The organism is Priestia megaterium (assembly GCF_041941685.1).
GTDB classification, from domain to species: Bacteria; Bacillota; Bacilli; order Bacillales; family Bacillaceae_H; genus Priestia; species Priestia megaterium_C.
Genome location: NZ_CP130958.1, coordinates 4,750,734 through 4,772,256, shown reverse-complemented (window position 1 = coordinate 4,772,256; position 21,523 = coordinate 4,750,734). Strand labels below are relative to the sequence as shown.

Below are 21,523 nucleotides of genomic sequence, written 5' to 3'. Positions count from 1 at the left end.
GGATTTTTCAAACCTTATTAAATAAATAGAAACTCGTCACAAAATCCATAAAAAAAACATAAAAAAATTTTTTTGGACGTATAAAAATCACTCGAAATTGTCACTCTAAGAGTGAGGTGATGGAAATGTATAGGAAACAAATAGCCATCAGTTTTCTCATTTTTACCGCATTATGTATGGGCGGATTCGTGCTGAATAATCACTTGGAAATGAAAGAAGGAAACAGGATGCTACTCACTTCTAAAAACCAAGCTGAAAATTCCATATCAATAGACTCTTCCCTTTTAAAAGCCTCTTATAAACCGAGACAATATGTGAAGATAGGTGAAATGAACTATATTGCACCATCTGGCAAGCAAATAAAAAACGATTGAAGATCACTCTTTAGTCGTTTTTTATTTGCTTATTATTTGCGTAATCGTGCATGAATTACGTCCTGTAATCAAAGAACATTAGTTGACTTCACAACTGAATTTATCGTTAAATAAAAGGGTACATACAATGATTGCAGTTTCAACAAACTATAATGATTGTGTCAAATTGTAAGTGGATTCACTTGAATTCAGCTAACAGTTTCGATAAAGTGAAAAATAAAGATATTTTAATGGAGGAACAGACTATGACACATGTTCGTTTTGATTATTCAAACGCGTTATCATTTTTTGGTGAACATGAACTTACATACTTACGTGATGCCGTGAAAGTAGCTCACCATTCAATTCATGAGAAAACAGGTGCTGGAAACGACTTTTTAGGATGGGTCGACCTTCCTACGGAGTATGACAAAGAAGAATTTGCACGCATTCAAAAAAGTGCAGAAAAAATTAAATCTGATTCAGATGTATTAATTGTTATCGGTATTGGAGGATCTTACTTAGGTGCTCGTGCTGCTATTGAAATGCTTCAGCATTCATTCTATAACACATTATCAAAAGAACAGCGTAAAACTCCGCAAGTTATTTTTGCTGGTAACAACATCAGCTCAACATACATGAAAGACTTAATGGATGTTTTACAAGATAAAGATTTCTCTATTAATGTTATTTCAAAATCTGGTACAACAACAGAACCGGCGATTGCTTTCCGTATCTTCCGTAAATTATTAGAAGAGAAATATGGCAAAGAAGAAGCACGCAAGCGTATTTATGCAACAACAGATAAAGCGCGTGGCGCATTAAAAACATTAGCGGACGAAGAAGGCTATGAAACATTTGTTATTCCAGATGATGTAGGCGGCCGTTATTCAGTATTAACAGCGGTTGGCTTATTACCAATTGCCGCTGCGGGTCTTGATATCGAACAAATGATGAAAGGGGCAGCTGATGCTCAAGAAGCATTCTCATCATCAGAGCTAGAAGAGAACCCAGCTTATCAATATGCTGTAGCTCGTAATGTTCTTTATAATAAAGGAAAAACAATTGAAATGCTGATTAACTATGAGCCAGCTCTTCAATACTTTGCTGAATGGTGGAAACAGTTATTTGGCGAAAGTGAAGGAAAAGACCAAAAAGGTATTTACCCTTCATCTGCTAACTTCTCAACGGATCTTCATTCTTTAGGTCAATATGTACAAGAAGGTCGTCGTGATATTTTTGAAACAATTGTACAAGTTCAAGATTCTCGTCATGAGCTAACAATTGAAGAAGATGCAGCGGACTTAGATGGATTAAATTACTTAGCTGGTGAAACAGTTGACTTTGTAAATAAAAAAGCCTTCCAAGGTACAATGCTTGCTCACACAGATGGAGGCGTTCCAAACTTAGTTGTGAACATTCCTGCGCTAGATGAGTATACGTTCGGATATGTTGTATATTTCTTCGAAAAAGCATGTGCAATCAGCGGCTATTTATTAGGCGTAAACCCATTCGATCAGCCGGGAGTAGAAGCATACAAAGTAAATATGTTTGCTCTTCTTGGAAAACCTGGTTTTGAAGAGAAAAAAGCAGAATTAGAAAAGCGTTTGAAATAAGTAAAAAGAGGGCGGTATAAAAGTATTTTAGCCCAAGTGAAAAACGAACCATTGATCAACATGTTTGATTAGTGGTTCGTTTTTTTTATGGTGAATATCGTTTCATCTGTTTAGTTCCTTCTAGCAGTTGATTGGAGTGCAAAGCGAAGACTCTTGCGGGAAAAGCGCAAGCGACGAGGAGGCTCAGCGCCCGCCTGCGGAAAGCGAAGGCTTGCACGGAAATCAACTGCGGTGTCACAAGCGATTTATACGAGCTACTTTATCCAGTTTGTTCGTCTTTAGGATGGATTCAATTAGTTATGCCTCAACCTCTTTTTTGCTTTTGAGATAAAGGATAAAACGCTGGAAAAAGGACATGTTAAAACAGAGGAGGGATAACATGATTGAATTATCTTCAAGATTAGATGGCACATTATTCAAGCTTTATGAATTAGAAAAAACGCTTAAGCCGCTTGGGTATAACATTGGAGGAAATTGGGATTATGATCATGGTTCATTCGACTATAAGATGAATGATCAAGTCGGCTATCAGTTTTTACGTATCCCGTTTACAGCTACGAATGGAGAACTGGATTCTAAAGGAACAACCGTACAGATTGGTACGCCGTTTTTACTTTCACATAAATATCAAATTGGTCTAGATGACGATGTTCACAATGGAAATGTGAGTGCTTCATTTAATCAGTTTGCAGAACCCAAAGACGCAGACGCTTCATTTCCAGAAAAGTATATCAGCTTAGGAGAAGAGCTAATTAGAGAAGCAGAAGAGGCACTGCTTCAGTAATTGAAGGAACTATTCTTTTTTTAAACTCTCTAATTTTTTTACGAAAATATGTTCGTACATGACTTGACTAATCAACTCGTTTGTTTTAATCATTTCATTCACCCCCAAATTTTGTGCATTTTGAATATGCTTTTTCGTTAACAGTTCAACGATACTGTAAATAGAAGGGTTCAATCCTTGCAGAGCGACTAACGTAACAATAGTATTCATGTCTGCATATTCTTCTGTCTTATGCTGATCGGCAGTAATCAGCACTTTTTTTGCGTACCGAGCGTTGGCAAGTTCTAATACTTCATAGTGAGAGGGACTTCCTTTAATAAAATGAACGCGATCACAAATCATGGGGTTTTTAGTCAGAGAGTCGTCGATAAGCACAATGTCTTCTTTATGAAATGCGTCGCGATAAGACTCTAACACGAGTTTGGCGCGTTCATTCCACCCAACAACGATGAAGTGATCTTTTCCATAAAATTTTAGATTTCCTTCCAAATAAGCGCTCTCAGCGGAAACAGCAATTTTAGAAAGCGTGACAAAATAAGTAGTAATAAATCCCGTTCCGATCAGGACTAAAATAATTGCAGCTAACCTTCCAATCGTAGTGGTCGGAGCAAAGTCACCGTACCCTATAGTAGAAATTGTAATAATAACCCACCAAATTCCTTCAAACACATTCCCAAACGTTTGCGGCTCTAGGAAATGTATAAGCATGCCGAAAAGCAGAACAAGGCAGCCGATAATAAAAAGAAGCCGGACTAAAATAGAACGACGAAAAAGTCGAAATAATAGCCATTCCATCATAAAAAAACCTCCAGTGATTAGTCATAGCCACAGTATGACCATTTTTCACTGAAGGTATAAGATATCTTTATCTTTTTGCTTCGTAATATTCAATCCATTCTTTATCCGGACCGTAGAAAAATAAGTATCTTGCTCCGTTTGGCAAAGTGACAATGTTTTCTTCCACAAATGAAACGCCTGCTGATTTTAAACGCTCAAACTCCTCTTCAATTCCGTCTACTGCCAGCGCAAAATGATGAACTTTACCTTCGTTAGGTAAGCTTGAGTTATACCCTTGAATTAACTCTACGATTACATTGCCTTCTAAACCTAGAAAAGCTAGCTTCAAAGACGGATCGGTATGTGGTAGTGTTTCGATGAGCTCTAATCCCACTTTTTGTGTATAAAACTCAATAGATTCTTCTATATCCTTTACTTGAACGCCTACATGTTCAAATTTTAAAATTGCCATATGCATCACCCGTATCTATAGTATGTAAAAACTATGAAATATATTAAAGAGAAAGAATATAGAAGTCAAGATAGGGCTGCTTATCAGGAAAGGGCTCTTAAATCATATTTTTGCTGGAGTGAATAGGGTAGAGGCTTCCATCAAGCGCAAATGAAATTTTGCCTGTTTCTTCAGATACAACTAAAATTAACGCATCCGATTTTTCTGACATTCCAATGGCTGCACGGTGACGTGTTCCCAATTTTTTGTTCGTTGAAATAATAGACGAGAGAGGTAAAACATTAGCAGCTGAAATAAGCTGATTATTTCTAATTAGGACGGCTCCGTCATGTAATGGTGTCCCAGGATAGAACAGCGTCTCAACTAGCGTAGCGCTGACAGGAGCTTGAATAGGCATTCCTTTTTGAATAAGAGGGTCTACATTTTGTTCCCGTTCAATGACAATTAAAGCGCCGTGACGTTTCTCAGAAAGGTTATGAATAGCTAAGGACAGAGCAGCATATTCAAATGTATAAGGCGATAAGTAATGACGCAAGTAATAAGAGGCGGCCGTAGCTTGAACATCTTGAAATAACCTTCTCATCTCCTCAAAATCACATAGGATACAATGATCACTCGTGTCTAAATGTTTAATTAAATTAGAGGCTTCAGTTGAAATCTGCTGTAAATATGTTCGCACATTATTTTTAATTGTATCGTCTAATTGAAAGGGTTGTCTCTCCATCTTATATAGCTCCTATCTGTCAGTCAGTGTTATCTGTAATGTGTGCTAATGTGAGTGAATTATCCGTAAACCTTATAAATCCCTTATTAATTTTATAGAGAGATTTTGCGTTTTATTTAGCAAGAGAATATAAAAAGTTGAGGAAAAAGAAAGCGTTTTATAAACTGGTATATTCACATTTGGTTTAAATTTACATATGTTGTTTTAAATAAAAGTATAGATATTTCTGTGAATTTAAAGTATAGTTTTCTTATCGGATATATGATTTTTAATGTTGACAAATATTCTAAATATGCTAAAATTTTTAAAAAATGCTTATCAAGAGTGGTGGAGGGATCTGGCCCGCTGAACCCCGGCAACCTGCTTAGCAAGGTGCTAATTCCAGCAAAGTGTGTATCATTTTGAAAGATAAGGTGAAAATTTATTGCCTACCCAGTCTTTCAATATGGAAGACTTTTTATTTTGATATAGCGCAAGCGATAATTTGAGGAGGGACATTAATGACTGTAACCCCCGACTTCAAACAAATCTTTGAGCACGTCGAAGCAAAGTAGAATTAAATAGTTTCGCTGACTAGACACACTAGAGGCGGTTTTATCCAATTCTAGTGGGTAAAACCGTCTTTTTTTATTGGATAACGCGGATAACTAAGAATTGGAGTGAAGAAAATGGCAGACTTATATACGTACGAAAACTGGAGTGATACATTTCCAGAGTTCGACAGTGAAGATGAAACAAAAGGAGCCCTTTCAGCATTGCAGTGGGCGTATGATACCTACGGAGATTCAATTATTTACGCCTCAAGCTTTGGTATCGAAGGGATCGTGTTAATTGATTTAATTTCAAAAGTGAAAAAAGATGCTGAAATCGTCTTTTTAGATACGGGCGTTCATTTTAAAGAAACATATGAAGTAATTGATGCAATTAAAGAACGCTTTCCTGATTTGCGTATTCATATGAAAAAACCGGATTTAACTCTTGCAGAACAATCTGAGAAACATGGAGATGAGCTTTGGAAGAGTCAGCCTAACCTATGCTGTCAAATTCGAAAAATCATCCCGTTAAGGGAATCTCTTGCTCCTTATGATGCGTGGATTTCGGGTTTGAGACGCGAGCAGTCTGAATCTCGTGCCAACACGAATTATTTTAATAAAGATGAGAAATTCAAGAAAGTGAAAGTCTGCCCGTTAATTCATTGGTCTTGGAAAGAAGTTTGGCGCTATGTGTATAAGCATGATTTACCATATAACAAACTTCATGATCAAGGCTTCCCAAGTATCGGCTGTGAGCCCTGTACCGCACCTGCCTACAATGTAGACGATTTACGTTCAGGAAGATGGGCAGGTACACAAAAAGTTGAATGCGGATTACACGAATCTTAAATACGAAAGAGCTGAATAAATGATGCTTTTATATGTTGCCTTTATCATTGCGCTTTTTTTTGCAATGAATATTGGGGCAAGCGGTGCAGCAGCAGCTATGGGCGTTTCATACGGCTCCGGCGCGATTAAAAAGCGAAGAGTAGCCCTGTTCATTTGTGCTGTAGGTATTGTGCTCGGAGCCATTATTGGAGGCGGCGAGGTGGTAAAAACCATCAGTTCAGGCATCATACCTGAAAAATTGCTGTCAGTAGAATTGGTTATTATCATTTTGGCTGCTGCAACGCTGTCACTCTTTTTCGCGAATTTAATTGGTATCCCTCTATCAACAAGTGAAGTAACGGTTGGTTCAGTTGTTGGAGTAGGAGTAGCTTATCAATCTCTGTATGTGGAAAAACTTTTAGTTGTAATGTCTTTTTGGATTATTGTTCCGCTGGTTTCATTTGTCATTGCTTTTTTGATTGGAAAAGTGATAAAACGCAGAGCGCATAAAAAAGAAGCAGAGGGAAAGTGGAAAAGAGTTTTAACGATTTTAGTTATAGCGACGGGATTCTTTGAAGCCTTCTCAGCTGGAATGAATAACGTGGCAAATGCTGTCGGTCCTCTAGTAGGAGCTGGATTAATGGATGCCACAACGGGTGTCATATCAGGAGGATTGGCTGTGGCGCTCGGAGCTCTTTTATTAGGCGGCCGAGTTATTGAAACAAACGGGAAAAAAATTACTCGCTATTCTGTAGGAGAAGGGTGCATTATCTCGGGTACTGGTGCTTCTCTTGTTACAGCAGCTTCACTTTTTGGTTTGCCAGTACCGCTTACACAGGTTACTACGTCTTCTATTATTGGAATAGGAGCAGCGAAAACGGGATTTACGAAAGAACAGCGCGAAGTGGTCATTCAAATGTTAAAGGTTTGGGTGGTATCCCCTGTATTTTCACTCGTAATCTCATATGTTCTTGTGAAATTAGTACTTGAAAGCGACTTATATTCATTTGTGGTGCTAGCTAGCGGCTGCATTGCCACAGCAGGTGTTCTAAGCTTAGCTAGAACGACTAGAAGAAAAAGAGCAAGCTTGCAGTCGGAAAAAGAAAAAATGACTGCGTGATTCAAGTGCTTTTTATTATATTGTGTTAATTATTTAAGGAGGATTTTACAAAATGACAACAATTCAAGCACACGGTGGAGAATTAATTAATTTATATCAACCAACATATGACTACACTTCACTAACAAAAGAAATCGAAGTAGATAACATGGCTCTAAGTGATTTAGAACTAATTGGAATTGGTGCTTACAGCCCAATTACAGGATTTTTAGGAGAAAAAGATTATCAATCAGTTGTTGAAAATATGCGTTTAGCAGATGGAACAGTATGGAGTATTCCTATCACTCTTCCTGTAACAGAAGAGCAAGCTAAAGAATTAAACATTGGCGACAAAGTAAAGCTTGTTCAAAACGGCGTAACGTATGGTGTTTTAGAAGTTTCTGAAGTATATACGCCAAATAAAGAAAAAGAAGCGGAAAATGTGTACCGCACAGCAGAACTTGCCCATCCTGGCGTGAAAAAAATGATGGAACGCCCAAATGTATATGTAGCAGGTCCAATCGTACTTGTAGAACGTACACCTAAAACGCGTTTTGAAAAATATTATCTAGATCCAACTGAAACAAGAGCAGCATTTGAAGAACGCGGTTGGAAAACGGTTGTTGGATTCCAAACTCGTAACCCTGTTCACCGTGCGCACGAATATATTCAAAAAACGGCATTAGAAATTGTAGACGGCCTGTTTTTAAATCCACTTGTAGGAGAAACAAAGTCAGATGATATCCCAGCAGATATCCGTATGGAAAGTTATGAAGTACTTTTAGAGAACTATTATCCTAGCGATCGTGTAGCTTTAGCAGTTTTCCCTGCTGCGATGCGCTATGCTGGACCTAGAGAAGCTATTTTCCATGCAATGGTTCGAAAAAACTTTGGGTGCACACATTTCATTGTAGGCCGTGACCACGCTGGTGTTGGTGACTACTATGGAACATATGACGCACAAAAAATCTTCAGTAACTTTACAGCAGATGAATTAGGAATTACACCTTTATTCTTTGAACACAGCTTCTATTGCAAGAAGTGTGAAGCGATGGCATCAACGAAAACATGCCCTCACAGCAAGGAAGATCATATGATTCTATCTGGAACAAAGGTACGTGAAATGCTTCGTAACGGAGAAGTGCCACCAAGCACATTCAGCCGTAAAGAAGTAATTGAAGTGTTAATTAAAGGATTAGCAAAACAAAAATTATCTTCAAAATAAGGAGCGGTTGAAGTGAGCAAATCAACAAACATTACGTGGCATGATGCTGGAATTACAAAAGAGGAAAGACGCGAGCAAAATAATCATCACAGTTTTGTATTATGGTTTACAGGTCTTTCGGGTTCAGGTAAATCTACCGTAGCAAACGCAGTGGCAAAAGCGCTTTTTGATAAAAATATTCGCAACTATGTATTAGATGGTGACAATGTTCGTTTCGGCTTAAATAAGAATCTAGGGTTTTCTGCTGAAGATCGTACAGAAAATATTCGCCGTATCGGTGAGGTTTCTAAGCTATTTGTAGACAGCGGTCAAGTGGTACTAACAGCATTTATCTCTCCATTCCAAGAGGACCGCGCTCAAGTGCGTGAGATCTTAGAGGGGAATGAATTTTTGGAAGTATACGTGGAGTGTCCGTTAGAAGAATGTGAAAAAAGAGATCCAAAAGGCCTTTACAAAAAAGCAAGAAGCGGAGAAATCCGTGATTTTACAGGAATTGATTCTCCGTATGAGTCACCGGTTAACCCTGAATTAACAATTAATACAAGCACACAGTCTGTAGAAGAATGTGTACAAACTGTTATTGAATATTTAGCTAACCGAAAATTTATCTAAATGACAGCGGACTTTGTCCGCTGTTCTAATTCAAATTAAAATGTGGGAGCGCTGCGGAGACGTGGAAATGATGGAAGGGTGAAAGGCATTCATGGGGAAAGTATATCTAGTCGGTGCAGGACCGGGAGATCCAGATTTAATTACATTAAAAGGGTTGAAAGCAATTCAGCAAGCAGATGTTATCTTATATGATCGTTTAGTGAATAAGGACCTGCTGGAGTATGCTAAAAGTGATGCAGATATCATTTACTGCGGAAAGCTTCCGAACTACCATACCCTCAAGCAAGAAACAATTAACAACTTTTTAGTGAAATTCGCTAAAAAAGGAAAAATTGTAACGCGCTTAAAAGGCGGAGATCCATTTGTTTTTGGACGCGGAGGGGAAGAAGCAGAAGCTCTCGTGCAGCAGGGCATTTCATTTGAAATTGTTCCAGGAATTACATCAGGCATCGCAGCCGCTGCTTATGCAGGAATCCCTGTCACTCACCGGGAATACAGCGCAAGCTTTGCTTTTGTGGCAGGCCATCGTAAAGATAGCGAGCATGATGCAATCAAATGGGATAGCCTAGCCAAAGGTGTAGATACTCTTGCAATTTATATGGGAGTGCGGAACTTACCGTACATTTGCCAACAGTTAATGAAACACGGAAAAACTTCAGCTACGCCAATTGCATTGATTCACTGGGGAACATGTGCGGACCAGCGCACTGTAACTGGAACTCTTGGTACAATTGTTGATATTGTTAAAGAAGAACAAATTGAAAATCCAAGTATGATTATCGTTGGTGAAGTTGTGAATTTTCATGACCGATTAAATTGGTTTGAGAAGACTGGACAGCATTACTATTCGTATGCACAAGAAGCTTACTAAAGAGGTTGATTATATGGATGCAGTTTTATATGTTTGCCATGGCAGCCGCGTAAAAGAAGGCGCTGATCAGGCAGTTGCTTTTATTGAAAGATGTAAAAAAAATCTAGATGTATCGATTCAAGAAGTTTGTTTCCTAGAACTAGCTTCCCCCACTATTGAACAAGGATTTGAAGCATGTATTGAACAAGGTGCTACTCGTATTGCAATTGTGCCTCTTCTGTTATTAACAGCTGCGCATGCAAAGCATGATATACCCGAAGAAATACACAAAGTATATGAACGTTATCCCCAGGTAGAAGTGCTGTACGGAGAACCGTTCGGCGTAGACGAAGGAATTGTTGATATCTTGGTAGAGAGAATCAATGAAACCAATGTGGATAGGCATGAAGATTCGATGGTATTGTTGGTCGGCAGAGGAAGCAGTGATCCTGCTGTGAAAAAAGATTTTAACGAAATAGCTCAACTGCTAAAAGGGAAAGGTGCTTTTAAAGAAGTGAGCACATGCTATTTAGCTGCAGCTTCTCCTAATTTAAAAGAAGGCCTGCACCTTGCTAAACGAACTTCGTATAAGCAAGTATTCGTTCTTCCGTACCTTTTGTTTACCGGTATTTTAATGAACGAAATTAAGGAAGAATTGGAGCAGCTATCAACAGATGCCCAGCAGTTTATCTTAGCCAACTACCTAGGTTATCATGATGGACTTGCACACATTTTAAGTCACCAAGTAAAAACGTTATTATCGAGCAAAGGAAATCAATACGATGTATACCGTTATGCTTGATTTAAAGGGTCGTTCGGTCTTAGTAGTTGGGGGCGGAACAATCGCAACTCGTAGAATTAAAGGTTTTTTACAAGAAGGAGCAGCCATTACAGTGGTTGCTCCAACTGTTTCAGCTGAAATAAATGAATGGGAAGCTAAAGATCAGCTGCGTGTAAAAAGAAAAAAAGTAGGAGAAGAAGACTTACTTAATGTCTTTTTAATTGTTGTGGCTACAGATGATCAAGCTGTGAATAAGTTTGTTAAGCGGCATATTAAAAATGATCAGTTGGTTAATATGGCCAGCAGTTTTTCCGATGGAAATATTCAAATTCCTGCACAGTTTTCTAGAGGGAGATTATCGCTAGCAATATCCACAGATGGCGCTAGTCCTTTGTTGACAAAACGAATCAAAGAAGACTTATCCTCAAATTATGATGAGAGTTACACACAGTATACACAGTTTTTGTATGAATGCAGAGTTCTTATCCACAGATTGAATGTGTCAAAGAGCCGTAAACATGAGTTATTAACAGAAATTATCGATGATCAATACCGGCTGTCTCTAGTAAAACAGCGGGAATTTTTACAACAGATTGAAAAATATAAATAAAAAACGGCCAATTGGCCGTTTTTTATTTATACATTTTCAACTTCAATGCTTCGAATACCGCTGATTTTTTGAATTTCGTAATACACTTCTGTAGTAGGGCGCTGGTTATTAACTGACACTTTCATTCGTATATACAATTCATTGGTGTCTAAATCTTTGATTCGAATATTTTTAATTGTAATATTCTTTTCTCTAATGCTATTAGTTGTATCAAAGATATTGTGCTTATCCGCCAGCTTGAGTTGAAGAATAAGCTCTTTCTCGCGCAGTTGTCTAGGCCCTAAAATAGTAATAAGGAAGGGAAGAAGTTCAACGCTGATGATAAGCAGTACAACTCCGGTAATAGCTTCAGGATAAAACCCTGCACCTACAGCAATGCCTATACCTGCTGCTCCCCAGATAATAGCCGCTGTTGTAAGCCCTGAGATGCTGTCATTTTCTTTTCGTAAAATGACACCCGCCCCTAAAAAACCAATTCCAGAAACAATTTGAGCGGCCAGACGAAGCGGGTCCATTGTGATGTGATCACCTTTATTAAAGATTTGAGAAGACTCAATCGAAACAATCGTGAGTAAACAGCTAATAATGGAAATTACGAGAGATGTTTTTAAACCAACAGGCTTTCGTTTTAGTTCCCTTTCAATTCCAATAATAAGACCAAGTACAGCGGAAATACCTAATTTGAGCAACATTTCATTTTCCATTATTTTCACCTATTTCAATAAACATTGTTGTTTATATCTGTATGAAAGAAGAAAAACAGATATGTATCAGTATAGTAAACTTTTCTTCATAATGACAGGTTAAATTCAAAAAAATCTGATTATTTATAAAGCGCTACGATCTTTTCTTTTAATTTATATTTTTGAATCTTGCCGGATGCCGTCATGGGAAAGTCGTCTATAAAATAAATATGTTCCGGAATTTTGAAATGAGCAAGCTTACCTTTGCAAAAGTCTTTGATTTCTTGAGCGGTAAGAAAAGAATGTTGCTTGAGTTTAATGCATGCAGCAACTCGTTCTCCATACTTTGGATCAGGAATACCGACAATTTGCACATCTTCTACCTGAGGTATTCTATATAAAAACTCTTCAATCTCTCTTGGGTAAATGTTTTCTCCGCCTCTAATAATCATATCTTTTAGACGTCCTGTAATTTTTACATAGCCATCCTTATCGATGGTAGCTAAATCTCCTGTATGTAGCCAACCTTCTACAATTGTTTTTTCTGTTTCTTCCGGCATTTTATAATACCCTTTCATTGTTAAATATCCTTTTGCACAAAGTTCTCCTTGTTCTCCTAAAGAAGCGGGTTTACCTGTAACTGGATTAATAATTTGAATCTGTACATGATTATGAACTTTGCCAACCGTTTGTACTCGCCGCTCGATAGAATCAGTTGGAGTTGTTTGGGTGATTACAGGAGATGTTTCGGTTTGACCATAGGCGATCGTAATTTCATTGATGCCCATGTCATGTATGACTCGTTTCATTACTTCTGCTGGACAATTAGAACCAGCCATGATTCCTGTGCGAAGAGTAGATAAATCATATTGATTAAACTCAAGTGTATTTAATTCCGCAATAAACATAGTTGGTACACCGTGAAGAGCTGTACATTTTTCTTTCTCTACGGTGCGTAAAACAGAGGCAGGTTGAAATTCAATAATCGGTAGCATAGTAGCACCTACAGATACGCATGCTAGAACACCCAGCACACATCCAAAGCAATGAAAGAAAGGAACTGGGATGCATAAGCGGTCTTCGTTAGTCAGTTTCATAGACTGAGCAACTAAAAAGCTGTTGTTTACTATATTATGGTGACTTAGCATAACTCCTTTTGGAAAACCTGTTGTTCCGGAAGTATATTGCATATTGATAACATCATGGATATGTAGGGATTGTTCATGCTTATCGAGAACCTCATCCGATACCATTAAGCTACTCATTAAAAACTCGTTCCAAGATGTATGTTCGCTTGATCCACTTAAGTTTATAAGATATTTTAGTTTGGGAAGATTATGTTCAATACTGGTGATAATAGACGTATAAGAAGTGCTTTTAAATTCATCAATGAAAAATAGCGCTGTTGTATCAGAATGACTCAATACATACTCTAATTCAGAGGATTGATAACTTGTATTAAGGGTAACCAAAACAGCGCCTATTCTAGCTGCTGCGAATTGAAGAAGCAACCATTCCGGCACATTGGTAGCCCAGATAGCGATATGGTCGCCTTTTTTGAGACCGGTGGCTAGAAGTGCCTTTGCAACTCGAGAGGTTTCTTGATAAAATTCCGCGTACGTATAGCGAATATTTTGTTCAGAGTAGATAACCGCTTCTTGATGCCCAAACTTTTTTGTACTTTCTTTTAAAAGTTCTCCAACCGTTAATTCAAGCAATGGTTTCATTTGGTTTCCTCCTTGAATAATGTTAAAGTATATATGGAAGCGTTTTCTAAAAGTAGTTTATCAAATTTAATGAAAGTGTTCCAAAAAATCATTCGACAAATTCCTTCACTGTCCATCGTACGTATGAAGAAGAGAAGTAACTGAATTTATCGCATTGATTTCAATAAGTAAGTATACTGAATGCGAATATTGTAATAAAATAAAGAAATGTCTCCTTTTTATAAGAAGACAACGCATGTTAATAAAGAATGGTATAAAAATATGAAGTAAACAAACAAAAAATCATGCTGAATGTTGAAAGTGAAATAAATGAAAGGCCGTTGACTTTCCCTTCTTTATTAGACATTTGAATTGATTCCCAATAAGCAATTGAAATTAAGAGAATAGACATACAAAAGGACAAATAGAGTGCAGCTGCAATTAAGGTATCCAAGTGAACGCCTCCTTGGCGGATAATGATTTAATAGACATTATGCTAGTGTGGGTCTAGATATGCTAGTATCTATTAATTGGCTAACGTTTCGTTTACAAGAAAATAGTTTTTAAAAATATATCGAAAAACTATTGCACAATAAAAGAAGGCATGGTATATTATTAAATGTCGCTAAGGTGAACTGCTAAAGCAAACATCGAAGTGATAAACAAATGAAAAAACTTGTTGACAACTAGGTTGCAACTTGTTATAATGGTAAAGTCGCTTAAGAGCGGCGGTTGAACTTTGAAAACTGAACAAAGCGACAAACGTCAACGTTAATTTTTTTTATTTTATATGAGCAATCAAACATTTCTTCGGAGAGTTTGATCCTGGCTCAGGATGAACGCTGGCGGCGTGCCTAATACATGCAAGTCGAGCGAACTGATTAGAAGCTTGCTTCTATGACGTTAGCGGCGGACGGGTGAGTAACACGTGGGCAACCTGCCTGTAAGACTGGGATAACTTCGGGAAACCGAAGCTAATACCGGATAGGATCTTCTCCTTCATGGGGGATGATTGAAAGATGGTTTCGGCTATCACTTACAGATGGGCCCGCGGTGCATTAGCTAGTTGGTGAGGTAACGGCTCACCAAGGCAACGATGCATAGCCGACCTGAGAGGGTGATCGGCCACACTGGGACTGAGACACGGCCCAGACTCCTACGGGAGGCAGCAGTAGGGAATCTTCCGCAATGGACGAAAGTCTGACGGAGCAACGCCGCGTGAGTGATGAAGGCTTTCGGGTCGTAAAACTCTGTTGTTAGGGAAGAACAAGTACAAGAGTAACTGCTTGTACCTTGACGGTACCTAACCAGAAAGCCACGGCTAACTACGTGCCAGCAGCCGCGGTAATACGTAGGTGGCAAGCGTTATCCGGAATTATTGGGCGTAAAGCGCGCGCAGGCGGTTTCTTAAGTCTGATGTGAAAGCCCACGGCTCAACCGTGGAGGGTCATTGGAAACTGGGGAACTTGAGTGCAGAAGAGAAAAGCGGAATTCCACGTGTAGCGGTGAAATGCGTAGAGATGTGGAGGAACACCAGTGGCGAAGGCGGCTTTTTGGTCTGTAACTGACGCTGAGGCGCGAAAGCGTGGGGAGCAAACAGGATTAGATACCCTGGTAGTCCACGCCGTAAACGATGAGTGCTAAGTGTTAGAGGGTTTCCGCCCTTTAGTGCTGCAGCTAACGCATTAAGCACTCCGCCTGGGGAGTACGGTCGCAAGACTGAAACTCAAAGGAATTGACGGGGGCCCGCACAAGCGGTGGAGCATGTGGTTTAATTCGAAGCAACGCGAAGAACCTTACCAGGTCTTGACATCCTCTGACAACTCTAGAGATAGAGCGTTCCCCTTCGGGGGACAGAGTGACAGGTGGTGCATGGTTGTCGTCAGCTCGTGTCGTGAGATGTTGGGTTAAGTCCCGCAACGAGCGCAACCCTTGATCTTAGTTGCCAGCATTTAGTTGGGCACTCTAAGGTGACTGCCGGTGACAAACCGGAGGAAGGTGGGGATGACGTCAAATCATCATGCCCCTTATGACCTGGGCTACACACGTGCTACAATGGATGGTACAAAGGGCTGCAAGACCGCGAGGTCAAGCCAATCCCATAAAACCATTCTCAGTTCGGATTGTAGGCTGCAACTCGCCTACATGAAGCTGGAATCGCTAGTAATCGCGGATCAGCATGCCGCGGTGAATACGTTCCCGGGCCTTGTACACACCGCCCGTCACACCACGAGAGTTTGTAACACCCGAAGTCGGTGGAGTAACCGTAAGGAGCTAGCCGCCTAAGGTGGGACAGATGATTGGGGTGAAGTCGTAACAAGGTAGCCGTATCGGAAGGTGCGGCTGGATCACCTCCTTTCTAAGGATTTTTACATGACGTACGTTTTGACACTTTGTTCAGTTTTGAGAGTTCAATCTCTCAATTATAGAAAGCACACTACTTTCTTCTTAATTAGATAAGAAGAATTTTGGTTGCGATTGTTCTTTGAAAACTAGATAACAGTAATTGCTGAGGAAAAGTGAAACTTTTCTTTAATTAAACCAATAAATAACACAACATTATGTTGTACCATTTATTCGCTAATGGTTAAGTTAGAAAGGGCACACGGTGAATGCCTTGGCACTAGGAGCCGATGAAGGACGGGACTAACACCGATATGCTTCGGGGAGCTGTAAGTGAGCTTTGATCCGGAGATTTCCGAATGGGGAAACCCGCTGTTCGTAATGGAACAGTATCTTTATCTGAATACATAGGATATTGAAGGCAGACCCGGGGAACTGAAACATCTAAGTACCCGGAGGAAGAGAAAGCAAATGCGATTTCCTGAGTAGCGGCGAGCGAAACGGAATTAGCCCAAACCAAGAGGCTTGCCTCTTGGGGTTGTAGGACACTCTATACGGAGTTACAAAGGAACGAAGTAAATGAAGCGACCTGGAAAGGTCCGTCGAAGAAGGTAACAACCCTGTAGTTGAAACTTCGTTCCCTCTTGAGTGGATCCTGAGTACGGCGGAACACGTGAAATTCCGTCGGAAGCTGGGAGGACCATCTCCCAAGGCTAAATACTACCTAGTGACCGATAGTGAACCAGTACCGTGAGGGAAAGGTGAAAAGCACCCCGGAAGGGGAGTGAAAGAGATCCTGAAACCGTGTGCCTACAAGTAGTCAGAGCCCGTTAACGGGTGATGGCGTGCCTTTTGTAGAATGAACCGGCGAGTTACGATCCCATGCAAGGTTAAGCTGATAAGGCGGAGCCGTAGCGAAAGCGAGTCTGAATAGGGCGTTCAGTATGTGGTTGTAGACCCGAAACCAGGTGATCTACCCATGTCCAGGGTGAAGTTCAGGTAACACTGAATGGAGGCCCGAACCCACGCACGTTGAAAAGTGCGGGGATGAGGTGTGGGTAGCGGAGAAATTCCAATCGAACCTGGAGATAGCTGGTTCTCTCCGAAATAGCTTTAGGGCTAGCCTCATGTTGTGAGAGTCTTGGAGGTAGAGCACTGATTGGACTAGGGGCCCCCAACGGGTTACCGAATTCAGTCAAACTCCGAATGCCAAAGACTTATCCATGGGAGTCAGACTGCGAGTGATAAGATCCGTAGTCAAAAGGGAAACAGCCCAGACCACCAGCTAAGGTCCCCAAGTATACGTTAAGTGGAAAAGGATGTGGAGTTGCTTAGACAACCAGGATGTTGGCTTAGAAGCAGCCACCATTTAAAGAGTGCGTAATAGCTCACTGGTCGAGTGACTCTGCGCCGAAAATGTACCGGGGCTAAACGTATCACCGAAGCTGTGGATTGACATCTTTGATGTCAGTGGTAGGAGAGCGTTCTAAGTGCAGTGAAGTCAGACCGTAAGGACTGGTGGAGCGCTTAGAAGTGAGAATGCCGGTATGAGTAGCGAAAGACAAGTGAGAATCTTGTCCACCGAATGCCTAAGGTTTCCTGAGGAAGGCTCGTCCGCTCAGGGTTAGTCGGGACCTAAGCCGAGGCTGAAAAGCGTAGGCGATGGCCAACAGGTTGATATTCCTGTACCACCTCCCCGCCGTTTGAGTAATGGGGGGACGCAGTAGGATAGGGTAAGCGCGCTGCTGGATATGCGCGTTCAAGCAGTTAGGCTGATGAGTAGGCAAATCCGCTCATCATAAAGGCTGAGCTGTGATGACGAGGGAATTATAGTACCGAAGTTCCTGATTCCACACTGCCAAGAAAAGCCTCTAGCGAGGCGGGAGGTGCCCGTACCGCAAACCGACACAGGTAGGCGAGGAGAGAATCCTAAGGTGATCGAGAGAACTCTCGTTAAGGAACTCGGCAAAATGACCCCGTAACTTCGGGAGAAGGGGTGCTCTGGTAGGGTGTATAGCCCGAGAGAGCCGCAGTGAATAGGCCCAGGCGACTGTTTAGCAAAAACACAGGTCTCTGCGAAGCCGCAAGGCGAAGTATAGGGGCTGACGCCTGCCCGGTGCTGGAAGGTTAAGAGGAGGGGTTATCCTTTGGGAGAAGCTCTGAATCGAAGCCCCAGTAAACGGCGGCCGTAACTATAACGGTCCTAAGGTAGCGAAATTCCTTGTCGGGTAAGTTCCGACCCGCACGAAAGGCGTAACGATCTGGGCACTGTCTCAACGAGAGACTCGGTGAAATTATAGTACCTGTGAAGATGCAGGTTACCCGCGACAGGACGGAAAGACCCCGTGGAGCTTTACTGTAGCCTGATATTGAATTTTGGTACAGCTTGTACAGGATAGGTAGGAGCCTGAGAAGCCGGAGCGCTAGCTTCGGTGGAGGCGTCGGTGGGATACTACCCTGGCTGTATTGAAATTCTAACCCGCGGCCCTAATCGGGCCGGGAGACAGTGTCAGGTGGGCAGTTTGACTGGGGCGGTCGCCTCCTAAAATGTAACGGAGGCGCCCAAAGGTTCCCTCAGAATGGTTGGAAATCATTCGTAGAGTGTAAAGGCACAAGGGAGCTTGACTGCGAGACCTACAAGTCGAGCAGGGACGAAAGTCGGGCTTAGTGATCCGGTGGTTCCGCATGGAAGGGCCATCGCTCAACGGATAAAAGCTACCCCGGGGATAACAGGCTTATCTCCCCCAAGAGTCCACATCGACGGGGAGGTTTGGCACCTCGATGTCGGCTCATCGCATCCTGGGGCTGTAGTCGGTCCCAAGGGTTGGGCTGTTCGCCCATTAAAGCGGTACGCGAGCTGGGTTCAGAACGTCGTGAGACAGTTCGGTCCCTATCCGTCGTGGGCGTAGGAAATTTGAGAGGAGCTGTCCTTAGTACGAGAGGACCGGGATGGACACACCGCTGGTGTACCAGTTGTCTTGCCAAAGGCATCGCTGGGTAGCTATGTGTGGACGGGATAAGTGCTGAAAGCATCTAAGCATGAAGCCCCCCTCAAGATGAGATTTCCCATAGCGCAAGCTAGTAAGATCCCTGAAAGATGATCAGGTTGATAGGTCAGAGGTGGAAGCGTGGCGACATGTGTAGCTGACTGATACTAATCGATCGAGGACTTAACCAAACTTTAAAAGCGTAAGCTTTACTCAGCGAACTGTTATCTAGTTTTGAAAGAATAAATCTTTCGAAAAAAAGTATTGCTTTCTTTATAAAATAGTGTACAATATAATATGTCTGGTGGCGATAGCGAAGAGGTCACACCCGTTCCCATACCGAACACGGAAGTTAAGCTCTTTAGCGCCAATGGTAGTTGGGACTTTGTCCCTGTGAGAGTAGGACGTTGCCAGGCTTATATATCGGAGGATTAGCTCAGCTGGGAGAGCACCTGCCTTACAAGCAGGGGGTCGGCGGTTCGATCCCGTCATCCTCCACCATCGACTATTTAAGTCAGAGATTGCACGCCGGTGTAGCTCAATTGGTAGAGCAACTGACTTGTAATCAGTAGGTTGGGGGTTCAAGTCCTCTTGCCGGCACCATTTTTTTCGAGCCATTAGCTCAGTTGGTAGAGCATCTGACTTTTAATCAGAGGGTCGAAGGTTCGAGTCCTTCATGGCTCACCATTTATATTCACACGCGGGTGTGGCGGAATTGGCAGACGCGCTAGACTTAGGATCTAGTGTCTTACGACGTGGGGGTTCAAGTCCCTTCACCCGCATCTTTCATTAATTCCATATATGCGCGGAAGTAGTTCAGTGGTAGAACACCACCTTGCCAAGGTGGGGGTCGCGAGTTCGAACCTCGTCTTCCGCTCCACATATCTAAGTCCTGCCGGGGTGGTGGAATTGGCAGACACACAGGACTTAAAATCCTGCGGTAGGTGACTACCGTGCCGGTTCAAGTCCGGCCCTCGGCACCATTTTAATAAGCGCCCGTAGCTCAATTGGATAGAGCGTTTGACTACGGATCAAAAGGTTAGGGGTTCGACTCCTCTCGGGCGCGCCATAAACGGGAAGTAGCTCAGCTTGGTAGAGCACTTGGTTTGGGACCAAGGGGTCGCAGGTTCGAATCCTGTCTTCCCGACCATTTATGGGGCCTTAGCTCAGCTGGGAGAGCGCCTGCCTTGCACGCAGGAGGTCAGCGGTTCGATCCCGCTAGGCTCCACCAATTAAACTGAATAATTGTAACGAATAATATGGCGGTGTAGCTCAGCTGGCTAGAGCGTACGGTTCATACCCGTGAGGTCGTGGGTTCGACTCCCTCCGCCGCTACCATATAATTTACATTTGTTATAAATATACGGAGGAATACCCAAGTCCGGCTGAAGGGATCGGTCTTGAAAACCGACAGGGGTGTTAAAGCCCGCGGGGGTTCGAATCCCTCTTCCTCCGCCATTTATTTATATCATATTCATATCATCGCGGGGTGGAGCAGTTCGGTAGCTCGTCGGGCTCATAACCCGAAGGTCGCAGGTTCAAATCCTGTCCCCGCAACCAAAGTGGTCCCGTGGTGTAGCGGTTAACATGCCTGCCTGTCACGCAGGAGATCGCGGGTTCGATTCCCGTCGGGACCGCCATTTTAAATTTAATAAGGCTCGGTAGCTCAGTTGGTAGAGCAAAGGACTGAAAATCCTTGTGTCGGCGGTTCGATTCCGTCCCGAGCCACCATTTTAAGACGGCGATTGTGGCGAAGTGGTTAACGCACCGGATTGTGGTTCCGGCATTCGTGGGTTCGATTCCCATCAGTCGCCCCATCTTAAGTAACGCGGGTGTAGTTTAGTGGTAAAACCTCAGCCTTCCAAGCTGATGTCGTGAGTTCGATTCTCATCACCCGCTCCAAATGAAGGGCCTATAGCTCAGCTGGTTAGAGCGCACGCCTGATAAGCGTGAGGTCGGTGGTTCGAGTCCACTTAGGCCCACCATATTCCACAGTAGCTCAGTGGTAGAGCTATCGGCTGTTAACCGATCGGTCGTAGGTTCGAGTCCTACCTGTGGAGCCATATGGAGAAGTACTCAAGTGGCTGAAGAGGCGCCCCTGCTAAGGGTGTAGGTCGTGTAAGCGGCGCGAGGGTTCAAATCCCTCCTTCTCCGCCAGTCGTTTTAAATTTAAATATGGCCCGTTGGTCAAGCGGTTAAGACACCGCCCTTTCACGGCGGTAACACGGGTTCGAATCCCGTACGGGTCATCTTAAAAAGGTTTGCAAATATGCAAACCTTTTTTATTTGCGCTTTTTTAAAGATTAAGTAAACAGAAATAATAGTTAGGAATAATTACCATGAATTTTCAGAATAAAAAGTAAGTTTTAAGCAGGATTTTCCCTATATCATATGGAATTATTCATAAAGTAATAAAGTATGAAGAGTATGGGATAAAGAGTAATTTTAAAGAACATTTATTCTATTATATTTGTAGAAAAGGTTTATGTTTTTACTGTAAAAGGGAATGAGTGGTAAGAAGCGTATATTATGTGCGTATA

Annotated in this window: 16 protein-coding genes, 20 tRNA genes, 3 rRNA genes and 1 riboswitch; of the genes, 33 read left to right on the top strand and 6 right to left on the bottom strand. The window is 41.8% G+C overall.

The window, feature by feature from the left end:
* Positions 1-125 precede the first annotated feature (125 nt).
* The 3 genes from Q5794_RS25305 to Q5794_RS25295 all read left to right on the top strand — a co-directional run bounded on the left by Q5794_RS25305 (position 126) and on the right by Q5794_RS25295 (position 2,753).
* Positions 126-374 (top strand): hypothetical protein, encoded by a 249-nt coding sequence (locus tag Q5794_RS25305; protein ID WP_251034393.1) that lies wholly within the window; start codon positions 126-128, stop codon positions 372-374.
* Between the two features lie 245 nt (positions 375-619).
* Positions 620-1,969 (top strand): glucose-6-phosphate isomerase, encoded by a 1,350-nt coding sequence (locus tag Q5794_RS25300; RefSeq protein WP_013059589.1) that lies wholly within the window; start codon positions 620-622, stop codon positions 1,967-1,969.
* A gap of 379 nt (positions 1,970-2,348) precedes the next feature.
* Positions 2,349-2,753 carry a YugN-like family protein gene (locus Q5794_RS25295; protein WP_215054750.1) on the top strand — a complete coding sequence of 135 codons (405 nt, stop codon included), beginning with the start codon at positions 2,349-2,351 and terminating at the stop codon, positions 2,751-2,753.
* 9 nt (positions 2,754-2,762) lie between these two features.
* Here Q5794_RS25295 and Q5794_RS25290 read toward each other — a convergent pair whose 3' ends face one another.
* The 3 genes from Q5794_RS25290 to cdaS all read right to left on the bottom strand — a co-directional run bounded on the left by Q5794_RS25290 (position 2,763) and on the right by cdaS (position 4,726).
* Positions 2,763-3,551 carry a potassium channel family protein gene (locus tag Q5794_RS25290; RefSeq protein ID WP_028409582.1) on the bottom strand — a complete coding sequence of 263 codons (789 nt, stop codon included), beginning with the start codon at positions 3,549-3,551 and terminating at the stop codon, positions 2,763-2,765.
* A 67-nt stretch (positions 3,552-3,618) separates the two neighbouring features.
* On the bottom strand, positions 3,619-4,002 hold the full coding sequence (locus Q5794_RS25285) for a VOC family protein (protein WP_164796654.1): 384 nt from the start codon (positions 4,000-4,002) through the stop codon (positions 3,619-3,621).
* Between the two features lie 97 nt (positions 4,003-4,099).
* Entirely contained in the window at positions 4,100-4,726 is a 627-nt protein-coding gene (gene cdaS, locus Q5794_RS25280; protein WP_028412605.1) for a sporulation-specific diadenylate cyclase CdaS, read from the bottom strand.
* Positions 4,727-5,038: 312 nt separating this feature from the next.
* Positions 5,039-5,141: riboswitch (SAM riboswitch) on the top strand.
* A gap of 253 nt (positions 5,142-5,394) precedes the next feature.
* Between cdaS and Q5794_RS25275 the strand changes: the two genes are divergently transcribed.
* From Q5794_RS25275 to Q5794_RS25245, 7 genes are all read left to right on the top strand, one after another.
* The gene (locus tag Q5794_RS25275; protein WP_215054749.1) at positions 5,395-6,108 is read left to right on the top strand and encodes a phosphoadenylyl-sulfate reductase; all 714 of its coding nucleotides are present in this window, start codon (positions 5,395-5,397) and stop codon (positions 6,106-6,108) included.
* 19 nt (positions 6,109-6,127) lie between these two features.
* Entirely contained in the window at positions 6,128-7,207 is a 1,080-nt protein-coding gene (locus Q5794_RS25270) for an inorganic phosphate transporter (RefSeq protein ID WP_098525549.1), read from the top strand.
* A 52-nt stretch (positions 7,208-7,259) separates the two neighbouring features.
* Entirely contained in the window at positions 7,260-8,411 is a 1,152-nt protein-coding gene (sat, locus tag Q5794_RS25265) for a sulfate adenylyltransferase (protein WP_195781681.1), read from the top strand.
* Positions 8,412-8,423: 12 nt separating this feature from the next.
* Positions 8,424-9,023, top strand: coding sequence for an adenylyl-sulfate kinase (gene cysC / locus Q5794_RS25260; protein ID WP_374988530.1), 600 nt, complete (start codon positions 8,424-8,426; stop codon positions 9,021-9,023).
* A gap of 91 nt (positions 9,024-9,114) precedes the next feature.
* Positions 9,115-9,894: a uroporphyrinogen-III C-methyltransferase gene (cobA, locus tag Q5794_RS25255; RefSeq protein ID WP_057239738.1), complete on the top strand. Its 780-nt coding sequence runs from the start codon at positions 9,115-9,117 to the stop codon at positions 9,892-9,894.
* Positions 9,895-9,907: 13 nt separating this feature from the next.
* Complete coding sequence (locus Q5794_RS25250; protein WP_374988529.1) at positions 9,908-10,675, top strand: sirohydrochlorin chelatase; 768 nt, start codon at positions 9,908-9,910, stop codon at positions 10,673-10,675.
* Complete coding sequence (locus Q5794_RS25245) at positions 10,656-11,264, top strand: NAD(P)-binding protein (RefSeq protein ID WP_374988528.1); 609 nt, start codon at positions 10,656-10,658, stop codon at positions 11,262-11,264. Before Q5794_RS25250 ends, Q5794_RS25245 begins: the two co-directional genes overlap by 20 nt.
* A gap of 26 nt (positions 11,265-11,290) precedes the next feature.
* Here the strand turns inward: Q5794_RS25245 and Q5794_RS25240 are convergent, their stop codons facing one another.
* The 3 genes from Q5794_RS25240 to Q5794_RS25230 form a co-directional block, all read right to left on the bottom strand.
* Entirely contained in the window at positions 11,291-11,968 is a 678-nt protein-coding gene (locus Q5794_RS25240) for an MgtC/SapB family protein (RefSeq protein WP_013059577.1), read from the bottom strand.
* A gap of 119 nt (positions 11,969-12,087) precedes the next feature.
* On the bottom strand, positions 12,088-13,674 hold the full coding sequence (locus tag Q5794_RS25235) for an AMP-binding protein (RefSeq protein ID WP_374988527.1): 1,587 nt from the start codon (positions 13,672-13,674) through the stop codon (positions 12,088-12,090).
* A gap of 238 nt (positions 13,675-13,912) precedes the next feature.
* Entirely contained in the window at positions 13,913-14,107 is a 195-nt protein-coding gene (locus Q5794_RS25230; RefSeq protein ID WP_374988526.1) for a hypothetical protein, read from the bottom strand.
* A 353-nt stretch (positions 14,108-14,460) separates the two neighbouring features.
* Here Q5794_RS25230 and Q5794_RS25225 point away from each other — a divergent pair.
* From Q5794_RS25225 to Q5794_RS25115, 23 genes are all read left to right on the top strand, one after another.
* A 16S ribosomal RNA gene (locus tag Q5794_RS25225) occupies positions 14,461-16,012 on the top strand.
* Between the two features lie 226 nt (positions 16,013-16,238).
* A 23S ribosomal RNA gene (locus Q5794_RS25220) occupies positions 16,239-19,174 on the top strand.
* A 109-nt stretch (positions 19,175-19,283) separates the two neighbouring features.
* A 5S ribosomal RNA gene (gene rrf, locus Q5794_RS25215) occupies positions 19,284-19,399 on the top strand.
* The 16S, 23S and 5S rRNA genes sit together here with 20 tRNA genes alongside, the layout of an rRNA operon.
* A gap of 9 nt (positions 19,400-19,408) precedes the next feature.
* A tRNA-Val gene (locus Q5794_RS25210) sits at positions 19,409-19,484 on the top strand.
* 26 nt (positions 19,485-19,510) lie between these two features.
* Positions 19,511-19,586 (top strand) — tRNA-Thr (locus Q5794_RS25205).
* 8 nt (positions 19,587-19,594) lie between these two features.
* A tRNA-Lys gene (locus Q5794_RS25200) sits at positions 19,595-19,670 on the top strand.
* A gap of 13 nt (positions 19,671-19,683) precedes the next feature.
* Positions 19,684-19,765 (top strand) — tRNA-Leu (locus Q5794_RS25195).
* A 23-nt stretch (positions 19,766-19,788) separates the two neighbouring features.
* Positions 19,789-19,863, top strand: a tRNA-Gly gene (locus Q5794_RS25190).
* A gap of 14 nt (positions 19,864-19,877) precedes the next feature.
* Positions 19,878-19,966, top strand: a tRNA-Leu gene (locus Q5794_RS25185).
* Between the two features lie 9 nt (positions 19,967-19,975).
* Positions 19,976-20,052: transfer RNA gene (locus Q5794_RS25180), tRNA-Arg, on the top strand.
* 4 nt (positions 20,053-20,056) lie between these two features.
* A tRNA-Pro gene (locus tag Q5794_RS25175) sits at positions 20,057-20,133 on the top strand.
* A gap of 5 nt (positions 20,134-20,138) precedes the next feature.
* Positions 20,139-20,214: transfer RNA gene (locus Q5794_RS25170), tRNA-Ala, on the top strand.
* 30 nt (positions 20,215-20,244) lie between these two features.
* Positions 20,245-20,321 (top strand) — tRNA-Met (locus tag Q5794_RS25165).
* Positions 20,322-20,348: 27 nt separating this feature from the next.
* Positions 20,349-20,441 (top strand) — tRNA-Ser (locus Q5794_RS25160).
* Between the two features lie 25 nt (positions 20,442-20,466).
* A tRNA-Met gene (locus Q5794_RS25155) sits at positions 20,467-20,543 on the top strand.
* Positions 20,544-20,547: 4 nt separating this feature from the next.
* A tRNA-Asp gene (locus Q5794_RS25150) sits at positions 20,548-20,623 on the top strand.
* A 15-nt stretch (positions 20,624-20,638) separates the two neighbouring features.
* Positions 20,639-20,714, top strand: a tRNA-Phe gene (locus tag Q5794_RS25145).
* 10 nt (positions 20,715-20,724) lie between these two features.
* Positions 20,725-20,800, top strand: a tRNA-His gene (locus tag Q5794_RS25140).
* An 11-nt stretch (positions 20,801-20,811) separates the two neighbouring features.
* A tRNA-Gly gene (locus Q5794_RS25135) sits at positions 20,812-20,885 on the top strand.
* Positions 20,886-20,891: 6 nt separating this feature from the next.
* A tRNA-Ile gene (locus Q5794_RS25130) sits at positions 20,892-20,968 on the top strand.
* Positions 20,969-20,971: 3 nt separating this feature from the next.
* A tRNA-Asn gene (locus tag Q5794_RS25125) sits at positions 20,972-21,046 on the top strand.
* A 3-nt stretch (positions 21,047-21,049) separates the two neighbouring features.
* Positions 21,050-21,140: transfer RNA gene (locus Q5794_RS25120), tRNA-Ser, on the top strand.
* A gap of 20 nt (positions 21,141-21,160) precedes the next feature.
* A tRNA-Glu gene (locus tag Q5794_RS25115) sits at positions 21,161-21,232 on the top strand.
* The last annotated feature ends 291 nt before the right edge of the window (positions 21,233-21,523 follow it).